Source organism: Nocardia sp. SSK8, assembly GCF_037034205.1.
Lineage (GTDB): Bacteria > Actinomycetota > Actinomycetes > Mycobacteriales > Mycobacteriaceae > Nocardia.
The window spans coordinates 458,311-483,267 of the sequence record NZ_JBAGKD010000001.1; the positions used below are offsets into that span (position 1 = coordinate 458,311).

22 protein-coding genes and 1 riboswitch are annotated in these 24,957 nt (G+C 70.9%); of the genes, 14 read left to right on the forward strand and 8 right to left on the reverse strand.

All coding sequences use genetic code 11. The annotated features are described in order from the left end of the window. Positions 1 to 53: 53 nt before the first annotated feature. Positions 54 to 734 (reverse strand): 2-phospho-L-lactate guanylyltransferase, encoded by a 681-nt coding sequence (gene cofC / locus WA675_RS02080; protein WP_336081382.1) that lies wholly within the window; start codon positions 732 to 734, stop codon positions 54 to 56. A 31-nt stretch (positions 735 to 765) separates the two neighbouring features. On the opposite strand from cofC, the gene WA675_RS02085 reads away from it, so the two are divergent. Both WA675_RS02085 and WA675_RS02090 read left to right on the forward strand, forming a co-directional pair. Then, positions 766 to 1,761, forward strand: coding sequence for an NAD(P)H-dependent glycerol-3-phosphate dehydrogenase (locus tag WA675_RS02085; RefSeq protein ID WP_336081384.1), 996 nt, complete (start codon positions 766 to 768; stop codon positions 1,759 to 1,761). A gap of 44 nt (positions 1,762 to 1,805) precedes the next feature. Continuing rightward, positions 1,806 to 2,900, forward strand: a complete 1,095-nt coding sequence (locus WA675_RS02090; RefSeq protein ID WP_336081385.1) for a D-alanine--D-alanine ligase family protein — start codon at positions 1,806 to 1,808, stop codon at positions 2,898 to 2,900. 149 nt (positions 2,901 to 3,049) lie between these two features. On the opposite strand, the gene WA675_RS02095 is transcribed toward WA675_RS02090, so the two are convergent. Beyond that, entirely contained in the window at positions 3,050 to 3,805 is a 756-nt protein-coding gene (locus tag WA675_RS02095) for a DUF3515 domain-containing protein (protein WP_336081387.1), read from the reverse strand. Between the two features lie 121 nt (positions 3,806 to 3,926). Here WA675_RS02095 and WA675_RS02100 point away from each other — a divergent pair, with 121 nt between their 5' ends. The 3 genes from WA675_RS02100 to WA675_RS02110 are packed head-to-tail and all read left to right on the forward strand — an operon-like array spanning position 3,927 to position 5,921. Next, positions 3,927 to 4,925, forward strand: coding sequence for a thiamine-phosphate kinase (locus WA675_RS02100; RefSeq protein ID WP_442945550.1), 999 nt, complete (start codon positions 3,927 to 3,929; stop codon positions 4,923 to 4,925). Positions 4,926 to 4,936: 11 nt separating this feature from the next. Beyond that, positions 4,937 to 5,620 carry a uracil-DNA glycosylase gene (locus WA675_RS02105; protein ID WP_336081389.1) on the forward strand — a complete coding sequence of 228 codons (684 nt, stop codon included), beginning with the start codon at positions 4,937 to 4,939 and terminating at the stop codon, positions 5,618 to 5,620. Between the two features lie 49 nt (positions 5,621 to 5,669). Then, positions 5,670 to 5,921 carry a hypothetical protein gene (locus WA675_RS02110; RefSeq protein WP_336081391.1) on the forward strand — a complete coding sequence of 84 codons (252 nt, stop codon included), beginning with the start codon at positions 5,670 to 5,672 and terminating at the stop codon, positions 5,919 to 5,921. A gap of 127 nt (positions 5,922 to 6,048) precedes the next feature. Here the strand turns inward: WA675_RS02110 and WA675_RS02115 are convergent, their stop codons facing one another. The 3 genes from WA675_RS02115 to rpmB form a co-directional block, all read right to left on the reverse strand. Beyond that, positions 6,049 to 6,840 carry an enoyl-CoA hydratase/isomerase family protein gene (locus tag WA675_RS02115; protein WP_336081393.1) on the reverse strand — a complete coding sequence of 264 codons (792 nt, stop codon included), beginning with the start codon at positions 6,838 to 6,840 and terminating at the stop codon, positions 6,049 to 6,051. Positions 6,841 to 6,849: 9 nt separating this feature from the next. Then, positions 6,850 to 7,311: a GNAT family N-acetyltransferase gene (locus WA675_RS02120; protein WP_336081394.1), complete on the reverse strand. Its 462-nt coding sequence runs from the start codon at positions 7,309 to 7,311 to the stop codon at positions 6,850 to 6,852. An 82-nt stretch (positions 7,312 to 7,393) separates the two neighbouring features. Beyond that, positions 7,394 to 7,585, reverse strand: coding sequence for a 50S ribosomal protein L28 (gene rpmB, locus WA675_RS02125; RefSeq protein WP_011210730.1), 192 nt, complete (start codon positions 7,583 to 7,585; stop codon positions 7,394 to 7,396). Between the two features lie 857 nt (positions 7,586 to 8,442). On the opposite strand from rpmB, the gene WA675_RS02130 reads away from it, so the two are divergent. Together WA675_RS02130 and recG are read left to right on the forward strand one after the other, a co-directional pair. Beyond that, positions 8,443 to 10,287, forward strand: coding sequence for a DAK2 domain-containing protein (locus WA675_RS02130; RefSeq protein ID WP_442945551.1), 1,845 nt, complete (start codon positions 8,443 to 8,445; stop codon positions 10,285 to 10,287). A 3-nt stretch (positions 10,288 to 10,290) separates the two neighbouring features. Next, entirely contained in the window at positions 10,291 to 12,564 is a 2,274-nt protein-coding gene (gene recG / locus WA675_RS02135; RefSeq protein WP_336081414.1) for an ATP-dependent DNA helicase RecG, read from the forward strand. A gap of 3 nt (positions 12,565 to 12,567) precedes the next feature. Here the strand turns inward: recG and WA675_RS02140 are convergent, their stop codons facing one another. Next, positions 12,568 to 13,992 (reverse strand): short-chain fatty acyl-CoA regulator family protein, encoded by a 1,425-nt coding sequence (locus WA675_RS02140; protein ID WP_336081417.1) that lies wholly within the window; start codon positions 13,990 to 13,992, stop codon positions 12,568 to 12,570. A gap of 231 nt (positions 13,993 to 14,223) precedes the next feature. Continuing rightward, entirely contained in the window at positions 14,224 to 16,488 is a 2,265-nt protein-coding gene (gene metE, locus WA675_RS02145) for a 5-methyltetrahydropteroyltriglutamate--homocysteine S-methyltransferase (protein WP_336081419.1), read from the reverse strand. Between the two features lie 148 nt (positions 16,489 to 16,636). Next, positions 16,637 to 16,839, reverse strand: a riboswitch (cobalamin riboswitch). A 283-nt stretch (positions 16,840 to 17,122) separates the two neighbouring features. Between metE and WA675_RS02150 the strand changes: the two genes are divergently transcribed. Genes WA675_RS02150 through coaD form a run of 3 tightly spaced genes read left to right on the forward strand, consistent with a single transcriptional unit; the run spans position 17,123 to position 21,570 of the window. Next, a complete protein-coding gene (locus tag WA675_RS02150) occupies positions 17,123 to 20,521 on the forward strand; it encodes a pyruvate carboxylase (RefSeq protein ID WP_336081421.1) in 3,399 nt (1,132 codons plus the stop codon). Next, positions 20,518 to 21,081: a 16S rRNA (guanine(966)-N(2))-methyltransferase RsmD gene (gene rsmD / locus WA675_RS02155; protein WP_336081422.1), complete on the forward strand. Its 564-nt coding sequence runs from the start codon at positions 20,518 to 20,520 to the stop codon at positions 21,079 to 21,081. The genes WA675_RS02150 and rsmD overlap by 4 nt, the downstream gene beginning before the upstream one ends. A 3-nt stretch (positions 21,082 to 21,084) precedes the next feature. Continuing rightward, the gene (coaD, locus tag WA675_RS02160) at positions 21,085 to 21,570 is read left to right on the forward strand and encodes a pantetheine-phosphate adenylyltransferase (RefSeq protein WP_336081424.1); all 486 of its coding nucleotides are present in this window, start codon (positions 21,085 to 21,087) and stop codon (positions 21,568 to 21,570) included. A gap of 147 nt (positions 21,571 to 21,717) precedes the next feature. On the opposite strand, the gene WA675_RS02165 is transcribed toward coaD, so the two are convergent. Beyond that, the gene (locus WA675_RS02165; RefSeq protein ID WP_336081425.1) at positions 21,718 to 22,236 is read right to left on the reverse strand and encodes a GtrA family protein; all 519 of its coding nucleotides are present in this window, start codon (positions 22,234 to 22,236) and stop codon (positions 21,718 to 21,720) included. Positions 22,237 to 22,487: 251 nt separating this feature from the next. On the opposite strand from WA675_RS02165, the gene WA675_RS02170 reads away from it, so the two are divergent. The 4 genes from WA675_RS02170 (at position 22,488) to rnc (ending at position 24,955) form a co-directional block, all read left to right on the forward strand. Next, the gene (locus WA675_RS02170; protein ID WP_336081427.1) at positions 22,488 to 23,261 is read left to right on the forward strand and encodes a DivIVA domain-containing protein; all 774 of its coding nucleotides are present in this window, start codon (positions 22,488 to 22,490) and stop codon (positions 23,259 to 23,261) included. An 87-nt stretch (positions 23,262 to 23,348) separates the two neighbouring features. Further along, positions 23,349 to 24,032 carry a YceD family protein gene (locus WA675_RS02175; protein ID WP_336081429.1) on the forward strand — a complete coding sequence of 228 codons (684 nt, stop codon included), beginning with the start codon at positions 23,349 to 23,351 and terminating at the stop codon, positions 24,030 to 24,032. Positions 24,033 to 24,034: 2 nt separating this feature from the next. Further along, the gene (gene rpmF / locus WA675_RS02180; RefSeq protein WP_022565580.1) at positions 24,035 to 24,217 is read left to right on the forward strand and encodes a 50S ribosomal protein L32; all 183 of its coding nucleotides are present in this window, start codon (positions 24,035 to 24,037) and stop codon (positions 24,215 to 24,217) included. Positions 24,218 to 24,220: 3 nt separating this feature from the next. Further along, positions 24,221 to 24,955 carry a ribonuclease III gene (gene rnc / locus WA675_RS02185; RefSeq protein ID WP_336081432.1) on the forward strand — a complete coding sequence of 245 codons (735 nt, stop codon included), beginning with the start codon at positions 24,221 to 24,223 and terminating at the stop codon, positions 24,953 to 24,955. Positions 24,956 to 24,957: the final 2 nt, after the last annotated feature.

Genomic DNA, 24,957 nt, shown 5'->3' on the forward strand with positions numbered 1-24,957 from the left:
CGCAGCATGACACTTGTCCGGTTGATCCGATCCGCGCTCGGCGGGGACTCGGGTCAGCACACGGTGCGAACCGGATCACTTCGCGGATCGGTCAGGCCGAATTCGCGCAGCACGGTCGCGGTGTACGCGCCGACGCCGAGGGCGCGCACGGCGGCGAGGTCGGCGGGGGTGTCCACGTCGTGACGCAGGCCCGGCCAGTGTCCGGGCAGTGGGTGCGCGCCCTGGGCGCGGTGCGCGCGAGCGGAATCGGCGCCGAAGCGTGGGTCCAGTGCGGCGGTGGGGTCGCGCACCAGTAGTGCGGCGGTGCCGGTCCCGGTGTGATCGATCACCACCGAGCGGGCGCCGTCGGGGGCGGCGGTGAGCAGTTCGGTCAGTTCGGCCGGGCGCAGGGCGGGCAGGTCGGCCTGCACGGCGAGCAGCGCGACCGGACCGTACCGATCGCGCACGTCCCGGGCGGCCGCGGCCAGGGCGGCGTTGAGCGGATCCGCGGCGCCGGTTGGCTCGGCCAGCACGTGCGCGCCGAGTTCGCCTGCGCGCGCCGCGACGCGCGGATCGGGAGTGACCACGGTCAGCGAGAACACCTCCGGCACTGCCGTGACGGCCACGACGGTGTCGGCGAACATGGCCAGGACGAGCTGCCCGCGCTGCTCGGCGGTCAGTACCTCGGCCAGCCTGCTCTTGGCCCGGCCGATGTGCTTGACCGCCATCACGGCATGCACGGTGTGCGAACGCATGCCGTCCATCCTTACATGGCATATTGGGCTGATGACGAGGGCGGCGGTTATGGGTGCGGGGTCGTGGGGCACCGCGTTCGCGAAGGTGTTGGCAGAGGCGGGGACCGAGGTCACGATCTGGGCCAGACGCGCCGAGGTCGCGCGGGCGCTCGACACCGAGCACCAGAATCCGTTCTATCTGCCCGGGGTCCAGCTGCCGCCGGTGCGGGCCACCGACGATCACCGGGTCGCGCTGGACGGCGCGGATCTGGTGGTGCTGGTGGTCCCGTCGCAGTCGCTGCGGGCGAATCTGGAGGCGTGGAAGGGCGATATCGGCGCCGACGCCACGCTGCTGAGCCTGATGAAGGGCGTGGAGACCGGCACGCTGCTGCGGATGAGTCAGGTGATCGCGGAGGTCACCGGGGCCGAGGCGAGCCGGATCGCGGTGTTGTCGGGGCCGAATCTGGCGCACGAGATCGTCGAACGTCAGCCCGCGGCCACCGTGATCGCCTGTACCGACAGCGAGCGGGCCGGGGTCGCGCAGCGGGCCTGCGCCACCGGGTACTTCCGGCCGTACACCAATACCGATGTGATCGGGGCCGAGATCGGCGGCGCGTGCAAGAACGTCATCGCGCTGGCCTGTGGCATCGCCTCGGGAATGGGCCTGGGCGACAACTCTGTCGCCAGCCTGATCACCCGCGGGCTGGCCGAGGTCATGCGGCTCGGGGTGGCGCTCGGCGCGCAGCCGGTGACCCTGGCCGGACTCGCCGGGGTGGGCGATCTGGTGGCCACCTGTACCTCGCCGCTGTCGCGCAACCGGTCCTTCGGGTACGTGCTCGGCTCGGGCGGTTCGATGCGGGCCGCGCAGGAGGCGACCAATGGGCAGGTGGCCGAAGGTGTGAAGTCGTGCACATCGGTGCGGGCATTGGCGGCCGCGCACCAGGTGGAGATGCCGCTGACCGACGCGGTGCACCGGGTGTGTCACGAGGGACTTTCGGTCAACGAGGCCGTCGACAGCCTGCTCGGCAGAAAGATCAAGCCGGAGTGAGGTCGATACCGCTGTAGCGGCGCGAACCCACTAAGTTGACGGTCATGACGAACCGGATCAGGGTAGCTGTGGTCTTCGGCGGGCGCAGCAGCGAGCACGCCGTCTCGTGTGTCTCGGCGAGCAGCGTGCTACGCAACCTCGATCCCGCCCGCTACGAGGTGGTGCCGATCGGCATCACCACCACCGGCAGCTGGGTGCTGGCCGAGGGGATCGGTCAGCTCGAGCTCAGCCACGACGCGCTGCCCGCGGTCGATGCCGCGGGCACCGCGCTGACGCTGGCAGCCGACCCGGGCCGGGCGGGCGCGCTGGTGGCGCTCGACGATCCGGCGGCCGCGCTCGGGCGCGTGGATGTGGTCTTCCCGATCCTGCACGGCCCGTTCGGTGAGGACGGCACCCTGCAGGGGATGCTCGAACTGGCCGGGGTGCCGTACGTCGGCGCGGGCGTGCTGGCCAGCGCGGCGGGCATGGACAAGGAGTTCACCAAGAAATTGCTGGCGGCCGATGGGTTACCGGTCGGCACCCAGGTGGTGCTGCGTCCCGGGTCCGCGACGCTGACCGAGGCCGAGCGCGATCTGCTCGGCCTGCCCGCCTTCGTCAAGCCCGCGCGCGGTGGGTCCTCGATCGGCATCACCAAGATCACCGACTGGGCCGCGCTCGACGCCGCCGTGGCGACCGCGCGCGAACACGACCCCAAGGTGATCGTCGAGGCGGGCATCGTCGGCCGCGAGGTCGAGTGCGGCGTGCTGGAATTCGCCGACGGCCAGGTGCGCGGCAGCGTGGTCTCCGAGATCCGGATGCCCGACGCCGACGCGGCCGCGCCCGAGTTCTACGACTTCGCCACCAAATACCTCGACGACGTCTGCGAATTCGACGTACCCGCCAAGCTCGACGACGACATCGCCGAGCAGATCCGCGACCTGTCGGTGCGCGCCTTCCGCGCCCTGGACTGCCAGGGCCTGGCCCGCGTCGACTTCTTCATCACCGAGGACGGCCCGGTGATCAACGAGATCAACACGATGCCCGGCTTCACCCCGATCTCGCAGTACCCCCGCATGTGGGAGGCCACCGGAATCGACTACCCGACCCTGGTCTCGACCCTCATCGAGACCGCGGTAGCCCGAGGCACCGGCCTGCGCTGAGACTCGACCACCACCGGTTCTCTACTCAACCACCACGGGTTTTCGGCCGCCTCGCCGCCGAGGGGCGAGACGTAACGGCGCAGCCGGAGTATCGCCCCTCGGCGGCGAGGCCCAAGGGGCCGAAAACCCCGCGGCGCCAGCCGCCAAAATTACAGCTCGCCGGGAGTTGGTTCCTGGGCGGGGAGGGTGGCGTTGATGGTTTCGGAGATGGTTTGGATGGGGCCGGTGCCGGAGTTGTCGGGGACGGTCAGGGCGATGTAGGTCTCCCGGTCGACGGCGAACCAGGTGCCGGTCTGCGCGACTTCGTCGCGGACCTGGAACCATTTCACGCCGTCGATGACGGTCAGGGCGGAGGCACGGTTGAATTCGAGCGGGCGGTCCAGGCCGCAGCGCAGCACGATCGGGTCGCCGCCGTCGGCGAGCTGCCAGGCGCGGGTGGCCGGTGGGGCGGGCTCGTGCAGGGTGGACTTGGTGTAGGTCTCGCCGTTGCCGGGGAGTTCGGCGGGCAGTGCGGGCAGCAGCGCGTGGCAGGCGGGGCCGTCTTGGGCGGGGGCCGGGACGGGGCCAAGGGCCAGTGGCTCGCGTTCGGTCGGGGCGCGCAGGGCGATGAAGGCGGCGACTAGGACGCCGACGACCAGCACGACCGGCAGGGCGACGGCGGTGGCGATCAGCGCGGGGGAGTACGGCGTCGAGCCTGAGTCCGCGTCCGCGTCCAGGTCTGGGTCGGAGCCCGAGTCGGCGGTCGACTTCGTTTCGATGGCGTCGGCGGACGTTTCGGTGGCCGCGGTCTCCGCTGACGCGTCGCTGCTCTGATCCGGCGACTGCGGGTCGGCGGCGTCGGTCGCGGGAGTGTCCGCGCCTGCCGTCTCGTCGCGCTCGTTCGGGTCCGACGAATCCACCGCCATAGCCGTGAGGTCCTTCCGCTCAGTGGTATCGGAAGCACCGTCGGTGGTGCCCGATCGCCTCCGAAAGGGTACCGTCGGGTCGATTTCGTCAGCGCGGCAGCACAGCGGGAAGGGGCCGGTCATCAGCGAGGACAGCCGGGCGCGGACGGTGCGGGAGGTCGGCGAGTTCGCGGTGATCGACCGGATCACCGCGGGCAGGCAGCAGGGTGCGCAGGTCCTGCTGGGTCCCGGCGACGACGCCGCAGTGGTGGCCGCGCCCGACGGGCGGTTCGTGGTGAGCACGGACATGCTCGTCGAGGGCAGGCACTTCCGGCTCGACTGGTCGACGCCCACCGATATCGGGCGCAAGGCGATCGCGCAGAACGCGGCCGACGTGGTGGCGATGGGCGCGCGCCCGAGCGCCTTCGTGGTCGCGCTCGGCTGCCCCGGCGACACCCCGGTCACGGTGCTCGAGGAGATCACCGACGGCATGTGGGCCGAGGCGGAACGCGCGGGCGGCGCGATCGTGGGCGGCGACCTCGTGCACAGTGAGCAGCTGGTGATCTCGGTGACGGCGTTCGGCGACCTCGGCGGCCAGGCCGCGATCACCCGCGCCGGCGCCGCGGTGGGTGACATCGTCGCGGTGGCAGGCGAACTCGGCTGGTCCGGTGCCGGGCTGGCGGTGCTGTCGGCCGGTGCCGCCGATCCGGCCTTCACGCGGGCCCTGGCCGCGCACCGCGTGCCGCAGCCGCCCTATGCCGCGGTGCTCGATGTCTTCGGCAGTGTGCGGCCCACCGCGCTCACCGATGTCTCCGACGGGCTGCTCGCCGACCTCGGCCATCTCGCGCGGGCCTCGGGCGTGGCGATAGATATCACCGGCACCGCGCTGGCCGACCCGGATCTCGACGCGGTGGCCCGGCTGCTCGATGCCGATGCGGCGCAATGGATTCTGGCCGGTGGCGAGGATCATGCCTTCGCCGGGACCTGGCCCGCGGGCACCGCGCTGCCGCCGGGCTGGCGGCCGATCGGGACCGTCGGCGCAGGCAGTGGCGTCACCGTCGACGGTGCCGCGCCGACCGGCGGCACCGGCTGGGAATCCTTCCACGGGTCCGGCGCCGCGCCTGTCGGCGAGAAACGATAGGTTGTGCGGTCATGGGTGCCAAACCACTGTCGGAGATCATCGATCCGGGCTGGGCCCGGGCCTTGGAACCGGTCGCCGACCGCATCAGCGAGATGGGCGAGTTCCTGCGCACGGAGAACGCCGAGGGCCGCGGCTATCTGCCCGCCGGGGAGAACGTGTTACGCGCGTTCCAGCGGCCGTTCGACGCGGTGCGGGTGCTGATCGTCGGCCAGGATCCGTACCCGACCCCCGGCCACGCCATGGGGCTGAGTTTCTCTGTCGCGCCGGATGTTTCGCCCGTGCCACGCAGTCTGTCCAACATCTTCGCCGAGTACACCAAGGACCTGGGCTTCGATACGCCCCGCTGCGGTGACCTGAGCCCGTGGTCGGATCAGGGTGTGTTGCTGCTGAACCGGGTGCTCACCGTCACCCCGGGCACCCCGGCCTCGCATCGCGGCAAGGGCTGGGAGGCCGTCACCGAGCAGGCCATCCGCGCGCTGGTCGCCCGGGACGAACCGCTCGTCGCGGTGCTCTGGGGACGCGACGCGGGTTCGCTGAAGCCGACCCTGGCCGAGGCCGATGTGCCCTACATCGAATCGGCCCATCCCTCCCCGCTGTCCGCCTCGCGCGGGTTCTTCGGTTCGCGGCCCTTCTCCCGGGTCAACGAACTGCTCGACGAACTCGGCGCCGAACCAGTCGATTGGCGGCTGCCCTGACCCGGGGTGCCGTCCGCACCAGAAGAAAATGATGAAGGAGCACAACCCGATGCACAGCACGACCCTCCGCGCCGCCGTCGCGACCGCCGCCGTGGCCGCCGCCCTCACCGCGGGCGCGGCCTCGGCCTCCGCCGCGGGCCTGGCACTGCAGCCCTACGACGAGCAGGCCGCGCCGGTGGCCACCACCCAGGTCGGCGAGGAATGGACCTCCACCGGCACCTCCACCATCTCCTCCGGCGTGAACGCGAAGGTGACCTGCATCCTGCAGAACACCTTCAGCGCCCTCGGTGCTGTGTGTTAGGCGGCTGGCGCCGCGGGGGTTTTCGGCCCCTTGGGCCTCACCCCCGAGCAGCGATACTCCGCCTGCGGCGTGACGTCTCGCTTCTCGGGGGCGAGGCGGCCGAACACCCATTGTGGTCGGGTGGGACTCAGCCGAGCCCGAGGTAGTCGGGCTTGCGCTTGGCCACGAAGGCGTTGACGCCCTCCTGGCCGATGGGGCCGTTCGCGGCGGCGGAGATGCTGTCGCGTTCCGCGTCGAGCTGCTGGTCCAGGGTCGCCGTGGGCGACTGGGCCAGCAGCTTTTTCATGGTCGCGTACGTGGTGCGCGGTCCGGTGACGAAGCTCTTGGCCACCTTCAGCGCTTCGGCGCCGACCTCGTCGTCGGCGACCAGGCGGCTCAGGATGCCCAGCCGCACGGCCTCCTCGGCGTCGAGCACGGCGTCGGTGAGCAGGATCTCGGCGGCCCGGTTGCTGCCGACGATGCGCGGCAGCAGCCACGACATGCCGCCGTCGGGGCTCAGGCCGATGCCCGGGTAGGCCGGGCGCAGCTTGGTCGAGGGGCCACCGATCGCGATGTCGGCGCCGAGCACCAGGCTCATGCCCGCGCCCGCGGCCCAGCCGTGCACCGACGCGACGACCGGCACCGGGGCCGCGTCCAGGGCGCGCACGAAGTCGTGCAGCTCGGTGGCCAGTTCATGCAGGAAGGCGCCGCGGTCCTCGGCGGCGGCGAAGTGCACGACATTGCCGCCCGCGCAGAAATTGCGGCCCGCGCCGGTGAGCAGGATGGCACCGACCGAGGGGTCGAGCTCGCGCAGGGCGGCGGTGCCCGCGTTGATCAGGTCGAAGTCCATCGACGTGCCCGCCGCGGCGGTGGCGATGGTCAACTGCAGGACGCCGTCCACGAGCTGGACGGCGGGAACCGATTCGGTGGCGCTACTCATGGCGTCACCCTAGCGAGTGGCGCGGCGCCACAGCTGTTCGGGCAGCAGGGTGAACGGGTCGACCCGGTACACGCCGGTGTCGGCGAAGCCGTGCCTGCGATAGAAGGCGTGGGCGCGCGGATAGTCCGCGAACACCCACAGCGTGCACGGCGAGTCCGGCGCGGCGGCGTCGATGAGCGCGTCGGCGACACCGGTGCCGTGCCAGGCCCTGCGGACGTACAGGGCGTCGAGTTCGTGCGCGCTCGCGGCGGCGAACCCGATCAGCTCCGCACCGGCCAGGGCGACGGGAATGCGGTGGGCGCCCCCGGCCCGGCGGCGCTCCCAGGTGAGGATCGAGCGGTCGAGGTCGAAACCGGCCAGCACGTGCGCGGGGACCAGGCTGTCGTAGGCCTCGCGCCAGCTCGCGATATGGCAGGCGGCCAGGGCGGGGACGCGCTCGGCGGTCAGCGGCGCGAGCCGCCAGGCGGTCACCTCGGGGCCCGTCGAACGACAAAACCCCGGATCGCCCACGAGGGGCGCCGGGGTGGTGTCGGCAGAATGTACGGGCTGGAAATCAGCCGCGGACGACCTTGCCCGCCTTCAGGCAGGAGGTGCACACGTTCATCCGGCGGGTGTTGCCAGGGGCAACCTGCGCACGCACGGTCTGGATGTTCGGGTTCCAGCGACGGTTGGTGCGCCGGTGCGAGTGCGAGACCGACTTCCCGAAACCGGGGCCCTTGGCGCAGACGTCGCAAACGGCAGCCATGTCGCGAGCTCCTTCATGTCATAAGCGGTCAGCGCGCACGGATGCCCGCTGTACCGGAAACTGATGTCGTCAAATGCCTTGCCGACTCGCGTCGGCCAGCGCAGACCCGGAAGGGCCGCACGAGGCAACCCTGCAAGGGTAGCTGGCCGGGCCGTGAACTTCCAAACCGGGTGTCCCGGTCGACACGCCGGGCTCGGCCCGGATGACGGGCCCGTCCGCGGCGAGCATACCGCTGTCGGCGGCTGGCGCTAACCTGGCGTGCGATGCTCGGCGCGCGGGCGCCGGAAACGGGGAGAGAGGTGACGGTGTCGCACGTGCGGGAGGCCCTCGACGGCGCTTCGCTACTGACCTGGGCCCGAGCCTGCCGCACCGACCTGGAACTACGCCGCGCCGAGATCGACGCGCTCAACGTCTTCCCCATCGCCGACTCCGACACCGGCACCAACCTGCTCGCCACCATGCGCGCGGCCGTCACCGCCGCCGAACAGTCCGCCACCGACACCCCGCTGGTCCCGCCCGCCACCGAGCAGGCAACGTCCGTCGCGGAGCCCGATGCGGTCGAACGGTCAGCGGCCCTTCGGGCCTTCCAGGCCGACGCGAGCGACGCTGTCGAGGGGCCGACCGACGTGACATCGGCCGACGGCGGTGCTTCTCGGGTCGGTGTCGATGCCGGGCAGCAGGCAGGAAGTGGTGGCGTACCGGCCGACAGCGGTGGTACTGGGGCTGGTGCCGATGCTCGGCAGCGGGCGGGACGTGGTGTACCGGCTGCTGGCGGTGCTGCTCGGGCTGGTGCCGAGGCTGGGCAGCGGGCGGGGAGTGGTGGCGGACAGGCCGATGGGGCTGCCGGACCGAGTGGTGTGGTGGCGGGGCCGTCGGCGCATCGGATCGCGCGGGCGCTCGCGCGGGGTGCGACGAGTGGGGCGCGGGGGAACTCCGGGATCATCCTGTCGCAGGTGCTGCGGGGGATCGCCGACGCCGTGGTCGACGGGCCGTTGACCGGGCCGCGATTGCGGGTGGCGCTGCGGCGGGCGGCGATGCTGGTGCGGACCGGGCTCAGCGCGCCGGTGGAGGGGACGATTCTCACGGTGCTCGATCGGGCCGCCGTGGCCGCCGACACCGCCGACGACTCATCGCTCGTCACCGTGGCGGAGGCCGCCGCCGACGGCGCCGCTCGCGCACTGAACGAGACACCGGCCCAGCTGGGTGTCCTGCGGGCGGCGGGCGTGGTCGACGCGGGCGCCCGCGGGCTGTTGGTGCTGCTGGACTGCCTGGTCACCGAGGTGTGCGGCCGGGTGGTGGCCCGAGGCAGCTATGCCCGGCAACGGGCGGACATCGGCGCCCCGCCACCGGTCCGCTTCGCGGACGACGCACCGGGCGGCGCCGCCGACGACGCAATCGGTGCCGTGAACCGCGCGACCGGCATTGTCGACCCTGCGACCGACGCTGTGACCGCCACTGCGGAGCGTATGACCGGTATCGGCGTGGATTCGGAACCCATCGGTCCGCGAAGCCTGCCGGAGCGGGCGCCGGATCCGCATTTCGAGGTCATGTACCTGATCTCGGGGACCGATGAGGACGCGGCGTTGGCGTTGCGGGATCGGCTGGCGGTGCTGGGGGACTCGGTGGTGGTGGTCGGGGACGGTGAGGGGACTTGGTCGGCGCATGTGCACTGCCGGGACGCGGGGGCGGCGATCGAGGCGGGGCTGGCGGTGGGCTCGCTGTCCGGGGTGCGGATCGAGAGCTTCGCGGTGACGGCGCCGCACGGCGGGCATCACGAGGAAATACTGAGCATGCCGGGTGCCGACCGTGCGGTCACCGCGGCGGGCGGGCACCCGCCGGACACCGGCGTTCCGGGCGGGCACCCGCGCGCCGCCGTGGTGTCGGGCGGGCACGCTGGGGAGCTCGGCAACGCGGATCGGGCCGCGTACCGCGACGCCGCCGTCTCGCCGGATATCGCAGGTCGATCCCGCGCAGCCGCGGGCAGCACCGCTCACTCGCCCGATCGAACGCACCCGGCGCCCGGGCCGCAGGCAGGCACCGACGACGCCGATCGCGGCATCCTCGCCGTGGTCTCCGGTGACGACGCGGCCCGCCTGTTCGCCGATGCCGGTGCCGTGGTCTTGCGCGGCGATCGCCAGTTCGACACCAACGCTCTCCTGCGCGCGATCCGCGCCATGCCGCATCGCGAAGTGCTGGTGCTGCCCAACGGAGCGCTGCCCGCGCAGGAGCTGGTCGCCGTCGGTGTCGCCGCGCGTGACGGTTCGCGCGATGTGCTGCTGCTGCCGAGCGCCTCGATGGTGCAGGGGCTGGCCGCGCTGGCGGTGCATGATCGGGGCCGGATCGCGGTCGACGACGCCTTCGCCATGTCCGAGGCCGCCGCGACCACCCGGTGGGGCGCGTTGCGGGCGGCGCGGGTGCGGGCGCTGACCATGGTGGGCACCTGTTCGCCCGGTGACGGGCTGGGCCTGGTGGGTCAGGATGTGGTGGTGATCGACCCGGATGTGGTCGGGGCCGGACGGATTCTGCTGGACCGGATGCTCGGTCTCGGCGGCGAATTGGTGACACTGCTGATGGGCGCCGATGCGGGCCCGGAGCTGGCGCGGGTGCTCACCGACCATGTGACGGCCGGGTTCCCCGGTGTCGAGGTGGTGGTGTATTCCGGTGGGCAGCAAGCGGATCTGGTGCAGATTGGGGTCGAGTAGACGATGGCGACACTGAGTGACCGGCTCGATCATGTGCTGGGCGTCAAGGCGGCCGAGCGGCTGACCGAGGCCTTCGACATGACCACCGTCGAAGACCTGCTGCGCCACTACCCGGCGCGCTACGCCACCCAGGGCCAGCCGCTCACCGAGGAGGAGCCGGAGGAGGCCGCGCACATCACCGTGATCGGCCGGATCACCAAAACCGAACTGCGCCCGATGAAGAACCGGCGCGGCTCGCTGTTGAAGGTCCAGCTCGACACCGGGGCGCCGCGGCCGGTGGAGGCCACCTTCTTCAACGGCGACAAGGTGCGCTATCTGGTGAAAGAGGGTGTGCGGGCGATGATGTCGGGCACCGTGCACTGGTGGCGCCCCGACCGCTGGAACCTCTCGCACCCGGACTATCTGATCCTGCCCGACAAGGCCGAGGCGGGCGTGGCAGAGCTCACCTCGGTGCGCGGCAGCGGTGCCCTGCGCGGGCTGGCCCAGAGCGCCAGAGGTGCTGGGGGAGTGGACGCCTCGTTCTTCGAGCGGGAGTTCGTGCCGGTGTATCCGGCGACGGCCAAGGTGCAGAGCTGGGATCTGCTGGCCTGTATCCGCCAGGTCCTCGACCAGCTCGACCCGATCGAGGACCCGCTGCCCGACGGCCTGCGCGCGGAACGCAACCTGCTCGAGGTCTCCGACGCGCTGCGCCTGATCCACCTGCCCGAACACAAGCTCGATATCGAAAGAGCCAGGGACCGGCTGCGTTTCGACGAGGCGCTGGCCTTGCAACTGGTGCTGGCCGAACGCCGCCACGAGGTCGAGGGCCGCACCGCCCCCGCCTGCCCGCCGCGCGCCGACGGTATCGCCGCCGCTTTCGACGAACGCCTGCCCTTCGAGCTCACCGAGGGACAGCGGCAGGTGATCGACGAGATCGGCGCCGACCTGTCGCGCACCCGCCCGATGCATCGCCTGCTCCAGGGCGAGGTGGGCTCGGGCAAGACCATCGTCGCCCTGCACGCCATGCTGCAGGTGGTCGATGCCGGGCGGCAGTGCGCGCTGCTCGCGCCCACGGAAGTGCTGGCCGCCCAGCACTATCGGTCGCTGCGGGCCATGCTCGGTGACCTCGGCACGGCCGGGGAGCTGGGTGCCGCCGAGCACGCGACGAAGGTGGTGCTGCTCACCGGTTCCATGTCGGCCTCGGCCCGCAAGGCCGCGCTGCTGGATGCCGTGACCGGCGAGGCGGGCCTGGTCATCGGCACGCACGCCCTCATCCAGGACGCGGTCGAGTTCTTCGACCTGGGCCTGGTGGTGGTCGACGAACAGCATCGCTTCGGTGTCGAACAGCGAGACGCGTTGCGCGCCAAGGCCAAGAACGGCATCAGCCCGCACCTGCTGGTGATGACCGCCACGCCGATCCCGCGCACCATCGCCATGACCACCCTCGGCGACCTGGAGACCTCCACCCTCACCCAGCTGCCCCGGGGACGTTCCCCGATCACCTCCAAAGTCGTGGCGCGCAAACTACATCCGGGCTGGGTCGACCGCGCCTGGGAACGCATTCTGGAGGAGGTCGGGCAGGGCCGCCAGGCGTATGTGGTGTGCTCGCGCATCGGCGAGGACCCCGACGTGCCGCCCGCCAAGGGCAAGAAGGCCGACAAGAAGGCCGAGGAGAAGGAGGGCCCCACCACCCAGGCCGCGGTGGACATGTACGAGACGCTGAGCGCGGGCCCGCTGGCGGGGGTGCGGGTCGGGCTGCTGCACGGACGGCTGCCGTCCGACGAGAAAGACCACGTCATGCGCCAGTTCAACGACGGCGCGATCGACGTGCTGGTGTGCACCACGGTGGTCGAGGTGGGTGTCGACGTGCCCAACGCGACGGTCATGGTGATCGTCGACGCCGACCGGTTCGGTGTGAGCCAGCTGCATCAGCTGCGCGGCCGGATCGGGCGCGGCAAGCATCCCGGCCTGTGCCTGCTGATCACCGATGCCGCCCCCGGCGGTACGGCCATGGCCCGGCTGGAGGCGGTCGCCGCGACCACCGACGGTTTCGAGCTGTCGGTGCTGGATCTGCGTCAGCGCCGCGAGGGCGATGTGCTCGGCTCGGCCCAGTCCGGCACGGCCCGCTCGCTGCGGCTGCTCTCGCTGCTCGACGATCTCGAGGTGATCACCGCCGCCCAGGACCTGGCCCGGCAGGTGGTCGCCGAGGACCCCGGGCTGGTGAAACACCCGGGTCTGGCGGGGATGATGCACGCCGCCGTGGACGGTGAGCGCATCGAATACCTGGCGAAGTCCTGACCGTCAGCGCGGCAGGCGCGGATAGGGCAGGTCGGTGCTGGTGTGTTCGGCCACCGCGAGCGCGCGGCCGATCTGCGGGAAGGCCCGCTGCGGGCAGGACGGCCGCTCGCACACCTTGCAGCCCGCGCCGATCGGCACGGCCACCTGCGGGTCGTCGAGCTGGATGCCCTGCGAATACACCAGCCGGTCGGCGTATTCGATATCGCAGCCCAGCGCGATGACGAAGTTCTTCGACGCGCCACCGAAACCCTGTGGCGCGGGCGGGGTGGTGCGCGCGATCCACAGGTAGCGGCGCCCGTCGGGCATCTCCGCGATCTGGGTGAGGATGCGCCCGGGATGCGCGAACGCCTCGTGGGTGACCCACAGCGGGCAGCTGCCGCCGACCCGGGAGAAGTGGAAGGCGGTGGCGGACTGGCGTTTCGAGATATTGCCCGCCCGGTCGGTGCGCACCAGGAAGAACGGCACCCCGCGCTGACCCTGCCGCTGCAGGGTGCTCAGCCGGTGGCAGACCGTCTCGAAACCCACCTCGAACCGCAGGGCCAGCAGGTCGACGTCGTAGCGCAGTTCCTCGGCCGAGCGCAGGAACCGGCCGTAGGGCAGGATCAGCGCCCCGGCGAAGTAGTTGGCCAGTCCGACCCGGGCCAGGGTGCGCGATTCGCCGGTGAGCGCCCGGGATTCGGCCAGGACATTGTCGATTTCGCGGCCGTAGAGCAGCAGGCCCAGGGTGGAGGCGATCTGGAAGGCGCGCTGGCCCGGCCGCAGCCTGCGGGCCAGGGTGAGCGTGCGGGTGTCGGGCTCGTAGTGCCGTTTCGGGATGGTCGGGTCGGCGCCGTCACCGCGGACCAGCACCGTCACCCCGGCGCGTTCCTCGGCGATGCGGGCCAGCTGACGGTCCAGCGAGCCGATGCTGAGCCCGGATTCCTCGAACAGCTGCTCGGCGGCGTGATCGAGGGTGGCGATGTGATTGCGGTGGTCGTAGAAGAAGTCGCGCACGTCCTCGTAGGGCATCGGGGTGCCCGGGGCGCCGCTGGGAGTGTCCACCCGCGAGGACAGCAGGTCGAGCTGATCGGTGGCCGCGCGCAGCCGCCGGTGCATGGCGATGACGATGCGCGCCACCTCCGGCAGTCGCGTCGCCAGTTCCTCGACCTCGGTGATCGGCGCGGTATCGCCGCCGCCCGCCGCTTCGACGAGGACCTCGTGCAGATCCGAGACCAGGCGCGCGTCGGAGTCGGCGGCGAAGAACTGGACGTCCAGGTCGAAGGTCGAGTTCAGTTTCAGCAGAACGGGAATGGTGAGCGGGCGCTGATCGCGCTCGAGCTGGTTGAGATAGCTGGGTGACAGATCCAGCGATTTCGCCAGCGCGGCCTGGGTCATCCGCCGTTCTTCGCGCAGCCGTCGTAGCCTGGCCCCCGCGTACATCTTCCGCACGCCGAAGATCCTAACTCTCAGGGTTCGCAACGTTTGCTGAAAGTGGCGATTACCTCGGGAGATGTCCAGTCCAGCAAGGGATTTTATCTGTTACTACCCGTGCGTAACGTGCGAAGGGCCGCGGGACGCTTCGATCTCCCCCTCATGAAGACCGAAACGCCCTGCGGCCGGACGCGCTGTCCCGGGTGGGAATACCCGCCCGGGACAGCGATTTACCAGGGATTCACCCGTTTACCGCAGAGCGGTGGCCGCGGTCACCAGGTTGCGCAGCGAGGCCTCGACCTCGACCGGGCCGCGGGTCTTGAGACCGCAGTCCGGGTTCACCCAAAGGCGCTCGGCGGGCACGGCTTTGAGCGCCGCGGCCAGCGAGGTGGTGATCTCCTCCACCGAGGGCACGCGCGGGGAGTGGATGTCGTAGACGCCCGGACCGACACCGAGCGCGAAGCCCGCCGCGTTCAGATCGTCGAGGACCTCCATGTGCGACCGCGCCGCCTCGATCGAGGTGACATCGGCGTCCAGGCCCGCGATGGCCGAGATGACCTCGCCGAATTCCGAGTAGCACAGGTGGGTGTGCACCTGGGTGGTGTCGGCGACACCGGCGGTCGAGAGGCGGAACGAGTCCACCGACCACCGCAGGTAGGCGGGCTGGTCGGCCGCGCGCAGCGGCAGCAGCTCGCGCAGGGCGGGCTCGTCGACCTGGATGACCCGGGTGCCCTGCGCCTCCAGGTCCACCGTCTCGTCGCGGATGGCGAGGGCGACCTGGCGGGCCGATTCGCCCAGCGGCTGGTCGTCGCGCACGAACGACCAGGCCAGAATGGTGACCGGGCCGGTGAGCATGCCCTTGACCGGCTTGGTGGTCAGCGACTGGGCGTAGCCGATCCACGACAGGGTCATCGGCTCGGGCCGGGAGACGTCACCGAACAGGATCGGCGGGCGCACGCAGCGGGTGCCGTAGGACTGCACCCAGCCGTTCTCGGTGGCGGCGAAACCATCGAGGAGCTCGGCGAAGTACTGCACCATGTCGTTGCGCTCGGGCTCGCCGTGCACCAGCACGTCCAGGCCCAGCTTCTCCTGCAGGGTGATCACGTCGGCGATCTCGGCCCGCATCCGGCGCACGTATTCGGCCTCGTCGATCTCACCCTTGCGCAGCGCCGCCCGGGCCAGGCGGATGGCCGAGGTCTGCGGGTAGGAGCCGATGGTGGTGGTCGGCAGCAGCGGCAGATCGAGGTGCTCGCGCTGCAGGGCGCGGCGCTCGTCGGCGGGCAGACGGGTCAGGTCGGCCTCGTCGAGGGCGGCGAGGCGGGCCCGAACCTGCTCGACGTGCAGGCGCGGATCGGTGCGCCGCGACTCGGCGGCGTCGCGCGCGGCGGCCAGTTCGGCGGCCACGGCGTCGGTGCCGGTGGTGAGCGCGGTCGCCAGCACCCGCACCTCGGCGACCTTCTCGGCGCCGAAGGCCAGCCACGAGCGCAGCCGCTCGTCCAGGCCGGTCTCGGGGGTCAGCGAGTACGGCACGTGCAGCAGCGAGGACGAGCTGGACACGGCCACCGAGCCCGCGCTGCCCAGCAGGGTGCCCAGGGTGCTCAGCGCGGCGTCGAGATCGGTGCGCCAGATATTGCGGCCGTCGACGACGCCCGCCACGACCAGCTTGTTCGCCAGCGCGGGCAGCGCGGCGAGATCGGCCACCCGGGTGCCCGCGGTGAAGTCGACGGCCACGCCCTCGATGTCGGTGGCGGCCAGCGCGCCCAGGGCGGCGTCGGGGTGCCCGAAGTAGGTGGCGACCAGGATCGCCGGGCGCTGCGGCACCGCCGCGAGCTTCGTGTAGGTGTCGCGCACGAGGGCGACCTCGGCGTCGGTGAGGTCGGTGACCAGCACCGGCTCGTCGATCTGCACCCACTGCGCGCCCGCGTCGGCGAGCTGGGTCAGCAGGTCGCTGTAGCGGGCGACCAGCTCGGGCAACCGGTCCAGGGCCGCGCCGTCGGCGGTCTTGGCCAGCTTCAGGAAGGTGATCGGGCCGACCACCACCGGGCGGGCGGGGACGTCCAGCTCGATCGCCTCGGCCAGCTCGGCGAGCAGCTTCTCGGGGTTGAGCGAGAAGACGGTCGCGGCGTCGATCTCGGGGACCAGGTAGTGGTAGTTGGTGTCGAACCACTTGGTCATCTCGAGCGGGGCGACGGTGTCGGTGCCGCGCGCGGCCGCGAAGTAGCGGTCCAGCGGGTCCTCGATCCCGGCCACCCGCGGCGGCAGGGCGCCGAGCAGGACGGCGGTGTCGAGCACCTGGTCGTAGTAGGAGAAGGTGCCCACCGGCACCGAGTCCAGGCCCGCCTCGCGGAGCGCGAGCAGCTGGGCGCGGCGCAGCTCCCGGCCGACGGTGTGCAGGTGGCCCGCGTCGGCGCGGCTCGCCCAGTAGGCCTCGGTCGCGCGCTTGAGTTCCCGGTTCGGGCCCACCCGGGGCAGACCGAGAACCGTTGCGGTGAAAGGAGTGTGCGAAACAGTCACGGAAGTTTCTCCAGTGCGGTACGGACGGCCCTCACCATGCGGGCAGACGCCAACCGCCGGACTGTCGACCGGTCGTGCGGGGCACGGTCGGTGTTGGTCTGTGGGTGGTCCGCGCGCCCGATCCACGAGGCGGTGGCCGCCGGATACGGCGTATCCGGCACAGTCGGCAGGTCTTCGGACTCGCGGGCACCGGTCGTGTGTGTCGACCGACCTACTGGCCGTCGCTTCCCAGACACGGGGTCCAGTGCGTGATGACGGCGGTCGTTCCTGCATACCGCTGCGGGACAGTCCCGGATTCTCACCGGGTTCCCTCTCACCCGGCGCCGGAGAACCGGCGGCGGGCTTCGACACCGGCGCGGGAGGTCGGGGCTCCGACTCTTCCACCGCGCAGGCGAACCAGCTGCGCCCACCAGCATAGGGGGTCGCGGCCCCGCGCTCACCCGGACGTCCGGAACAGGGGCCTGACCTGCGTGTCGGGGGACCCGCCGCCGACCGCACCGGCCCCGGCCCCGCACGGTGAGATGTGACGGCCCGATTACCGCGACTTCGCAGGTCGGGGGGCATCGGGTGTGAAGATCATGGCGAAGTCACCTGGCGTGCCGAACCCCGCTCACGCGCCGGGTACCGTAGGCCAATGTTCTCGAAAGTCTTGGTCGCCAATCGCGGCGAGATCGCCATCCGCGCCTTCCGCGCCGCCTACGAACTAGGCATCGGAACGGTCGCGGTGTTCCCGTATGAGGATCGCAACTCCGTGCACCGCCTCAAGGCGGCCGAGTCGTATCAGATCGGTGAGGAAGGTCACCCCGTGCGGGCCTACCTCTCGATCGAGGCGATCGTCGAGGCGGCCAAGTCGGCCGGTGCCGACGCGATCTACCCGGGATACGGCTTCCTGTCGGAGAATCCCGATCTGGCCGCGGCCTGTGCGCGCGAGGGCATCACCTTCATCGGCCCCTCGGCCGAGGTGCTCGAGATGGCGGGCAACAAGGCCACCGCGATCGAGGCCGCGCGGACCGCGGGCCTGCCGGTGCTGAAGTCCAGTGAGCCCTCGGCCGATATCGAGGCGCTGCTGGCAGCCTCCACCGAGCTCGAGTACCCGATCTTCGTCAAGGCCGTGGCCGGTGGTGGTGGCCGTGGCATGCGCCGGGTCGCCGCGCCCGAGCAGCTGCGCGAGTCGATCGAAGCGGCCTCGCGCGAGGCCGAATCGGCCTTCGGTGACCCGACGGTATTCCTCGAGCAGGCCGTGGTGAACCCGCGCCACATCGAGGTGCAGATCCTGGCCGACCAGCACGGCAATGTCATGCACCTGTTCGAGCGCGACTGTTCGGTGCAGCGCCGCCACCAGAAGGTGATCGAGCTCGCCCCCGCGCCGAACCTCGATCCCGCACTGCGCGAACGCATCTGCGCCGACGCGGTGGCCTTCGCCCGCCAGATCGGCTACAGCTGCGCGGGCACGGTGGAGTTCCTGCTCGACGAGCGCGGCAACCACGTGTTCATCGAGATGAACCCGCGCATCCAGGTCGAGCACACGGTGACCGAGGAGATCACCGATGTGGACCTGGTGCAGGCCCAGATGCGCATCGCGGCGGGCGAGACCCTGGCCGACCTGGGCCTGAGCCAGGACACCGTGTCGATTCGCGGCGCGGCGCTGCAGTGCCGGATCACCACCGAGGACCCGGCCAACGGCTTCCGTCCCGACACCGGCCGCATCACCGCCTACCGCACGCCCGGCGGTGCCGGTATCCGTCTCGACGGCGGCGCGAACCTGGGTGCCGAGATCGGCGCCTACTTCGACTCCATGCTGGTCAAGCTCACCTGCCGCGGCCGCGACCTGCCCGCCGCCGCCGCCCGCGCCCAGCGCGCGCTGGCCGAGTTCCGCATCCGTGGCGTGACGACCAATATCCCGTTCCTGCTCGCGGTGCTCGACGACCCCGATTTCCAGGCGGGCCGGGTCACCACCTCGTTCATCGACGAGCGCCCGCAGCTGCTCACCTCGCGCGCCTCGGCCGACCGTGGCACCAAGATCCTGAGCTACCTCGCCGACGTGACCGTCAACAAGCCGCACGGCGAGCGCCCGACCACGGTGTACCCGTACGACAAGCTGCCCGCCCTGGATATGACGCTGCCGCCCCCGGACGGGTCGCGTCAGCGCCTGCTCACCCTCGGGCCCGAGGGTTTCGCGCGGTCGCTGCGCGAGCAGAAGGCACTCGGCGTCACCGACACCACCTTCCGTGACGCGCACCAGTCGCTGCTGGCGACCCGCGTGCGCACCAACGGTCTGCTCGGTGTGGCCGGGCACGTCGCGCGGCTGACGCCCGAGCTGCTCTCGATCGAGGCGTGGGGTGGTGCGACTTACGATGTGGCACTGCGCTTCCTGCACGAGGACCCGTGGGAGCGCCTCGCCGCGCTGCGCGAGGCCGTGCCGAACATCTGCCTGCAGATGCTGCTGCGCGGGCGCAACACCGTCGGGTACACCCCGTACCCGGAGCAGGTCACCCGCGCGTTCGTCTCCGAGGCGGCGACCACCGGGATCGATATCTTCCGGATCTTCGACGCGCTCAACAATGTCGACCAGATGCGCCCGGCCATCGACGCCGTGCGCGAAACCGGGACCGCCGTCGCGGAAGTCGCGCTGAGTTACACCGGTGATCTGCTCGACCCGAACGAGCAGCTCTACACCCTCGACTACTACCTGAAGCTGGCCGAACAGATCGTCGACGCGGGCGCGCACGTGCTGGCGATCAAGGACATGGCCGGACTGCTTCGTGCCCCGTCGGCGGCGAAACTGGTGACGGCGCTGCGCAGCAACTTCGATCTGCCGGTGCATGTGCACACCCATGACACCCCGGGTGGTCAGCTGGCCACCTACCTGGCCGCGTGGCAGGCGGGGGCGGACGCGGTCGACGGTGCTTCGGCCGCCATGGCGGGTACTACGTCGCAGCCCGCGCTCTCGGCGATTGTCGCGGCGACCGCGCACACCGAGCGTGACACCGGCTTGAACCTGCAGAACGTCTGCGATCTGGAGCCGTACTGGGAGGCGCTGCGCAAGGTGTACGCGCCGTTCGAGTCGGGTCTGCCCGCGCCGACCGGGCGTGTGTACACCCACGAGATCCCGGGTGGTCAGCTGTCGAACCTGCGTCAGCAGGCCATCGCGCTCGGGCTGGGTGACCGGTTCGAGGAGGTCGAGGCCAAGTACGCGGCGGCCGACCGGCTGCTCGGTCGCCTGATCAAGGTGACCCCGTCATCGAAGGTCGTCGGTGACCTCGCGCTGGCGCTGGTCGGTTCCGGGGTCGAGATCGAGGACTTCGCCGCCGACCCGGGCCGTTACGACATCCCGGATTCGGTGATCGGCTTCCTGCGCGGCGAACTCGGCACCCCGGCCGGTGGCTGGCCGGAACCGTTCCGCAGCAAGGCCCTCGCGGGGCGCAACGAGCCCAAGCCCGAGGTTCCGCTGACCCCGGCCGATCAGAAGGGTCTCGACGGTTCCTCGCTGGAGCGTCGCGACACCCTCAACCGGCTGCTGTTCCCCGGCCCGGCCGCCGAATTCCGCACCCACCGCGAGAAGTACGGCGACACCACCGGGCTGTCGGAGAACCAGTTCTTCTACGGCCTGCGCCGCGGTGAGGAACACCGGGTCCAGCTGGAGAAGGGCGTCACCCTGCTCATCGGCCTGGAGGCCATCTCCGAACCGGACGAGAAGGGCATGCGCACGGTCATGTGCATCATGAACGGGCAGTTGCGCCCGATCGCGGTGCGGGACCGCTCGATCGCCTCGGAGGTCCCGGTCGCGGAGAAGGCCGACAAGAACAACCCCGGCCATATCGCCGCGCCGTTCGCCGGTGTGGTCACCCTGGCCGTGGCCGAGGGCGACGAGATCCACGCGGGCGACACCATCGGCACCATCGAGGCCATGAAGATGGAAGCCGCCATCACCGCGCCGCGCGGAGGCGTGGTCGGCCGCATCGCCACCGCCAAGGTGCAGCAGGTCGAGGGCGGCGACCTGCTGGTGGAACTGGCTGCGCGCGAGTCGGAATGACCCGCATCGTCGCAGGAACGGCCGGCGGGCGGCGCCTGAAGGTGCCGCCCGCCGGGACCCGGCCCACCTCGGACCGGGTGCGCGAGGCGCTGTTCAGCGCCATCGACGCCCGCCTCGACCTCGACGGCACGCGCGTGCTCGACCTCTACGCGGGGTCGGGCGCGCTCGGCCTGGAGGCACTCTCGCGCGGCGCCGCGCACGCGCTGCTGGTCGAGGCCGATCGCAAGGCCGCCGCGGTGGTCCGCGCCAATATCGCCGACCTCGGCCTGCCCGGCGCCGAACTGCGCCTGGGCAGCGTGGGCACCGTGCTCGCCCACCCCGCCCCCGAGGCCTACGACGTGGTCTTCGCCGACCCGCCCTACGACCTGAGCACCACCGACGTCACCGCCGACCTCGCCGCCCTGGCCACCAACGGCTGGCTCGCTCCCGAGGCCCTGGTGATCGTGGAACGCTCCATCCGCTCACCCGAAATCGCTTGGCCCGCAGGCTATGCGCCATTGAAGACCCGCAAGTACGGGGAGACCAGAATCGAGCTCGCCGAATTCGGTGCTAGCGTCTGAGTCATGGCTGCAGCACTGTGCCCCGGCTCCTTCGACCCGGTCACCAACGGTCACCTCGACGTGTTCACGCGCGCGGCCGCGCAGTTCGACGAGGTGATCATCACTGTCAATGTGAACCCCAAGAAGCAGGGGATGTTCACGGTCGAGGAGCGGATGGAGCTGCTGCGCGAGGCGGTTCAGCACCTGCCCAATGTGCGGGTGGCGTCCTGGCAGGGGCTGACCGTCGACTTCGCCAAGCAGGAGGGCGTGACGGCCATCGTCAAGGGGCTGCGCGACGCGGGGGACTTCGGCTACGAGCTGCAGATGGCGCAGATGAACCACAAGCTCGCCGGTGTCGACACCTTCTTCATCGCCACGAACCCCACGCTGAGCTTCCTGTCCAGCTCGCTGGTCAAGGAGGTCGCGACCTACGGCGGCGACGTCAGCGACATGCTGCCCCCGGCCGTGCACAAGCGACTCCTCGCCAAGATCGCCGAACGCACGGCCTGATCCAGCGAGAAGCCGAACGCACGGCCTGATTTAGCGAGCACATGGGTAACTCACCGGGCACGGGCTGACTGGACCAACCAGTTACCGCCGGCCGCCTGCGCGAGGTGCCACGCACCTGGGTCTGGCCAGAATTCCCGGAGAGGCGGATCAGAACAGGCCGCGCAGGGCGAGGAAGCGCAGGCCGCCGACGGCGGCGGTGATGCCGAGGACCACCAGGGCCTGGGCGGTGTCGCCGAGGCCGGGGGCCCACACGCCGATGGCGGCCAGGCCCGCGGTGGTGATGCCGAGGCCGAGCAGGGCCAGCCCGCCGCCCTCCCACTGCGCGGTGAACCAGCTGACCCGGTCGGTGGCGTGGAAGGTGAGCTGCCGGTGCAGCTCGTTGGCCAGCACCGTGCTCACGATCGAACCGACGACATTGGCGATCAGCGGCCCGACCCCGACCATGGCGAAGAACAGCAGCACGTAGGCGATATTGCTGGACCCGCCGACCAGCGCGAAGCGGATGAGCTGCGGCAGGGCGCGATCCCCGCGCAGGTAGCGCAGGGTCTTGTCCACGCGCGGGCGCACCGGAACCGGCGCCACCACCAGCGGCAGCGGGTTGGCGAAGGGGGTGAACATGCCCGCGACGTGCAGCACCGAGGGCCTCGGTGTTTCCAGGACGGTCATGTTTCGACTCCGATCACAAAGAACAGACGTCGAGAGGAACAACAGCGAACAGCGTGTGGTACTTCCCGGCGACAGCGTTGTCGTGCCCACTGATGGTAGCCGAAGTGGAGGGCTTCACTCCACTTGATCTCCGTGCGATCTAGGACACTGTCGCGACACACCGCGACGACATTCGGCACAGACGCCCGCGACGGGCACACTGGGCGACGGCGGTTGTGGTTTCGCCGTGAGTCCGCAGGAGGGTAGTGAGCATGTATCGCGTATTCGAAGCACTCGACGAACTGGTCGCCATCGTCGAAGAGGCGCGCGGCATCCCGCCGACCCGCAGCTGCATCGTGCCGCGCGGTGATGTCCTCGAACTGCTCGACGATGTCCGCGACGCCCTGCCCGGCGAGCTCGACGACGCCCAGGACGTCCTCGACCACCGCGACAAGATCGTCGGCGACGCCCGCAGCGGCGCCGAGGCCACCGTCACCGCGGCCGACGAGCAGGCCCGCACCACCGTCGAACAGGCCCGCACCGAGGCCGACCGCATCCTGGCCGACGCCAAGGCGCACGCCGACCGGATGGTCGCCGAGGCCACCGCGCACGCCGACCGGCTGGTCAGCACCGCCCAGGCCGAGGCCGACCAGATCGTCGCCGACGGCAATGCCGAGTACGACGAGCTCACCGGCCGCGCCCAGGTCGACGCCGATCGCGCCATCGAGTCCGGCAAGGCCTCCTATGAGCGCTCGGTCGCCGACGGCCAGGCCGAACAGGCTCGGCTGGTCTCGCAGACCGAGGTCGTGCGGGCCGCGCACACCGAATCGGCCCGGCTGATCGACACCGCTCAGGCCGAGGCCGATCGGGTCCGCGCCGAATGCGACGACTACGTCGACGAGCGGATGGGCGATCTCGACGGCAAGCTGGCCGCGCTGGAGGAGACGCTCGGCAGCACCCGGCGCACCATCACCCGCGGCCGCCAGCGCATGCGCGGCGCCGCCGCCGGGGACTACCCGGAATACGCCACCGAGCACCGCCGCTGAGCGCGGTGCGCGTTTTGGGTTCCGCCGGGGTCCTGCCGTACTGTTGAGTGGTTGCCCATCATCCCCTCGACGGTTAGTGAGTCAGTGATGTCCGCCGGTTCCGGTTCGTCCGCGCGTCCACGCAAGGCCAACGGCCCTGTGTCCGTCGCGGGTTTCGTGCTGGACGTCCGCAGTCTCGGCCGCAGGCCGGGAACCATGCGGGAGCTGCGTCGCACTGTCACCGACCACGAGCGGCTGGGTCTCGACCTGATCGCCATCCCGGCCGAGGCCGCGGTGGAGCTCGACCTGCAGCTGCAGGCCGTCTCGGAGGGCGTGCTGGTCACCGGCACGGCGTCCGCGCCGACGGTGGGGGAGTGTTCGCGCTGCCTCGAACCGTTCGACGACCGGGTGGAGATTCGTCTGACCGAGCTGTTCGCCTACCCGGACAGCACCACCGAGCAGACGACCGAGGACGATGAGGTCTACCGCATGGAAGACGACCTCATCGACCTCGAGCCGGTGATCCTCGACGCCATCGGGCTGGAGCTCCCGCTGCAGCCGCTGTGCACCCCGGACTGCGCGGGCCTGTGCCCCGAGTGTGGTGTGCGGATGGCGATTGCGGGTTCCGATCATGGGCATGAGATACTGGACCCTCGCTGGGCGAAGTTGGCGAATTTCGCCGCGGACGCGCCCGGCACCGGCGACCCCGCCGAGGGTTCCACCACCCCAGACCAACCCGCTCCCGGGGCAAACGATGCCCATGTGGTCAGCGAAAACACAGAGGAGAAGTAGCCGTGGCTGTTCCCAAGCGCCGGATGTCCCGTTCCAACACCCGGTCGCGGCGCAGCCAGTGGAAGGCCGTCGCGCCGACCCTGGTCACCTGCCCGAACCGTGCCTGCGGTGAGAAGACCCTCCCGCACATCGCGTGCCCGTCGTGCGGCACCTACAAGGGCCGCCAGGTCACCGCTGCTGTCTGATTCGTGACAGCGAGCAAAGACACAGTAGGCGCGGCCGATCACGCCAGCCTGCTCACCGCCCTCGGTGTCGACGTACGACCGGAGCTTCTGCGCCTCGCGCTGACGCACCGGTCGTACGCGTACGAGAACGGCGGTCTGCCGACCAACGAGCGCCTCGAGTTCCTCGGCGACTCGGTACTCGGCCTCAGCATCACCGAGCGCCTCTACACCGAGCACCCGGACAAGTCCGAGGGTGAGCTCGCCAAGCTGCGCGCCAGTGTGGTGAACATGCACGCGCTTGCCGAGGTGGCGCGCGGGCTCGGTGACGGCGGCCTCGGCCAGTACCTGCTGCTGGGCAAGGGCGAAGAGCTCACCGGCGGCCGCGACAAGCCGAGCATCCTCGCCGACGGCATGGAATCGCTGCTGGGCGCCGTGCACCTCGAGCACGGCATCGAGGTGGCCCGTGGTGTCGTGCTGCGCCTGTTCGCCGAGCTGCTCGAGCGCGGACCGCGCATGGGCGCCGGCCTGGACTGGAAGACCAGCCTGCAGGAGCTCACCGCCGAACGCGGCCTCGGCGTGCCCGCCTACGAGATCACCTCCACCGGCCCGGACCACAACAAGGAGTTCACCGCCACCACGGTGATCGCCGGTCGTCCGTACGGTCAGGGCGTCGGCCGTTCCAAGAAGGAAGCCGAGCAGAAGGCCGCCGGGGCGGCGTACAAGACGCTCACCGACGAACCCGCTGCCGAAGAAGCCTGAGC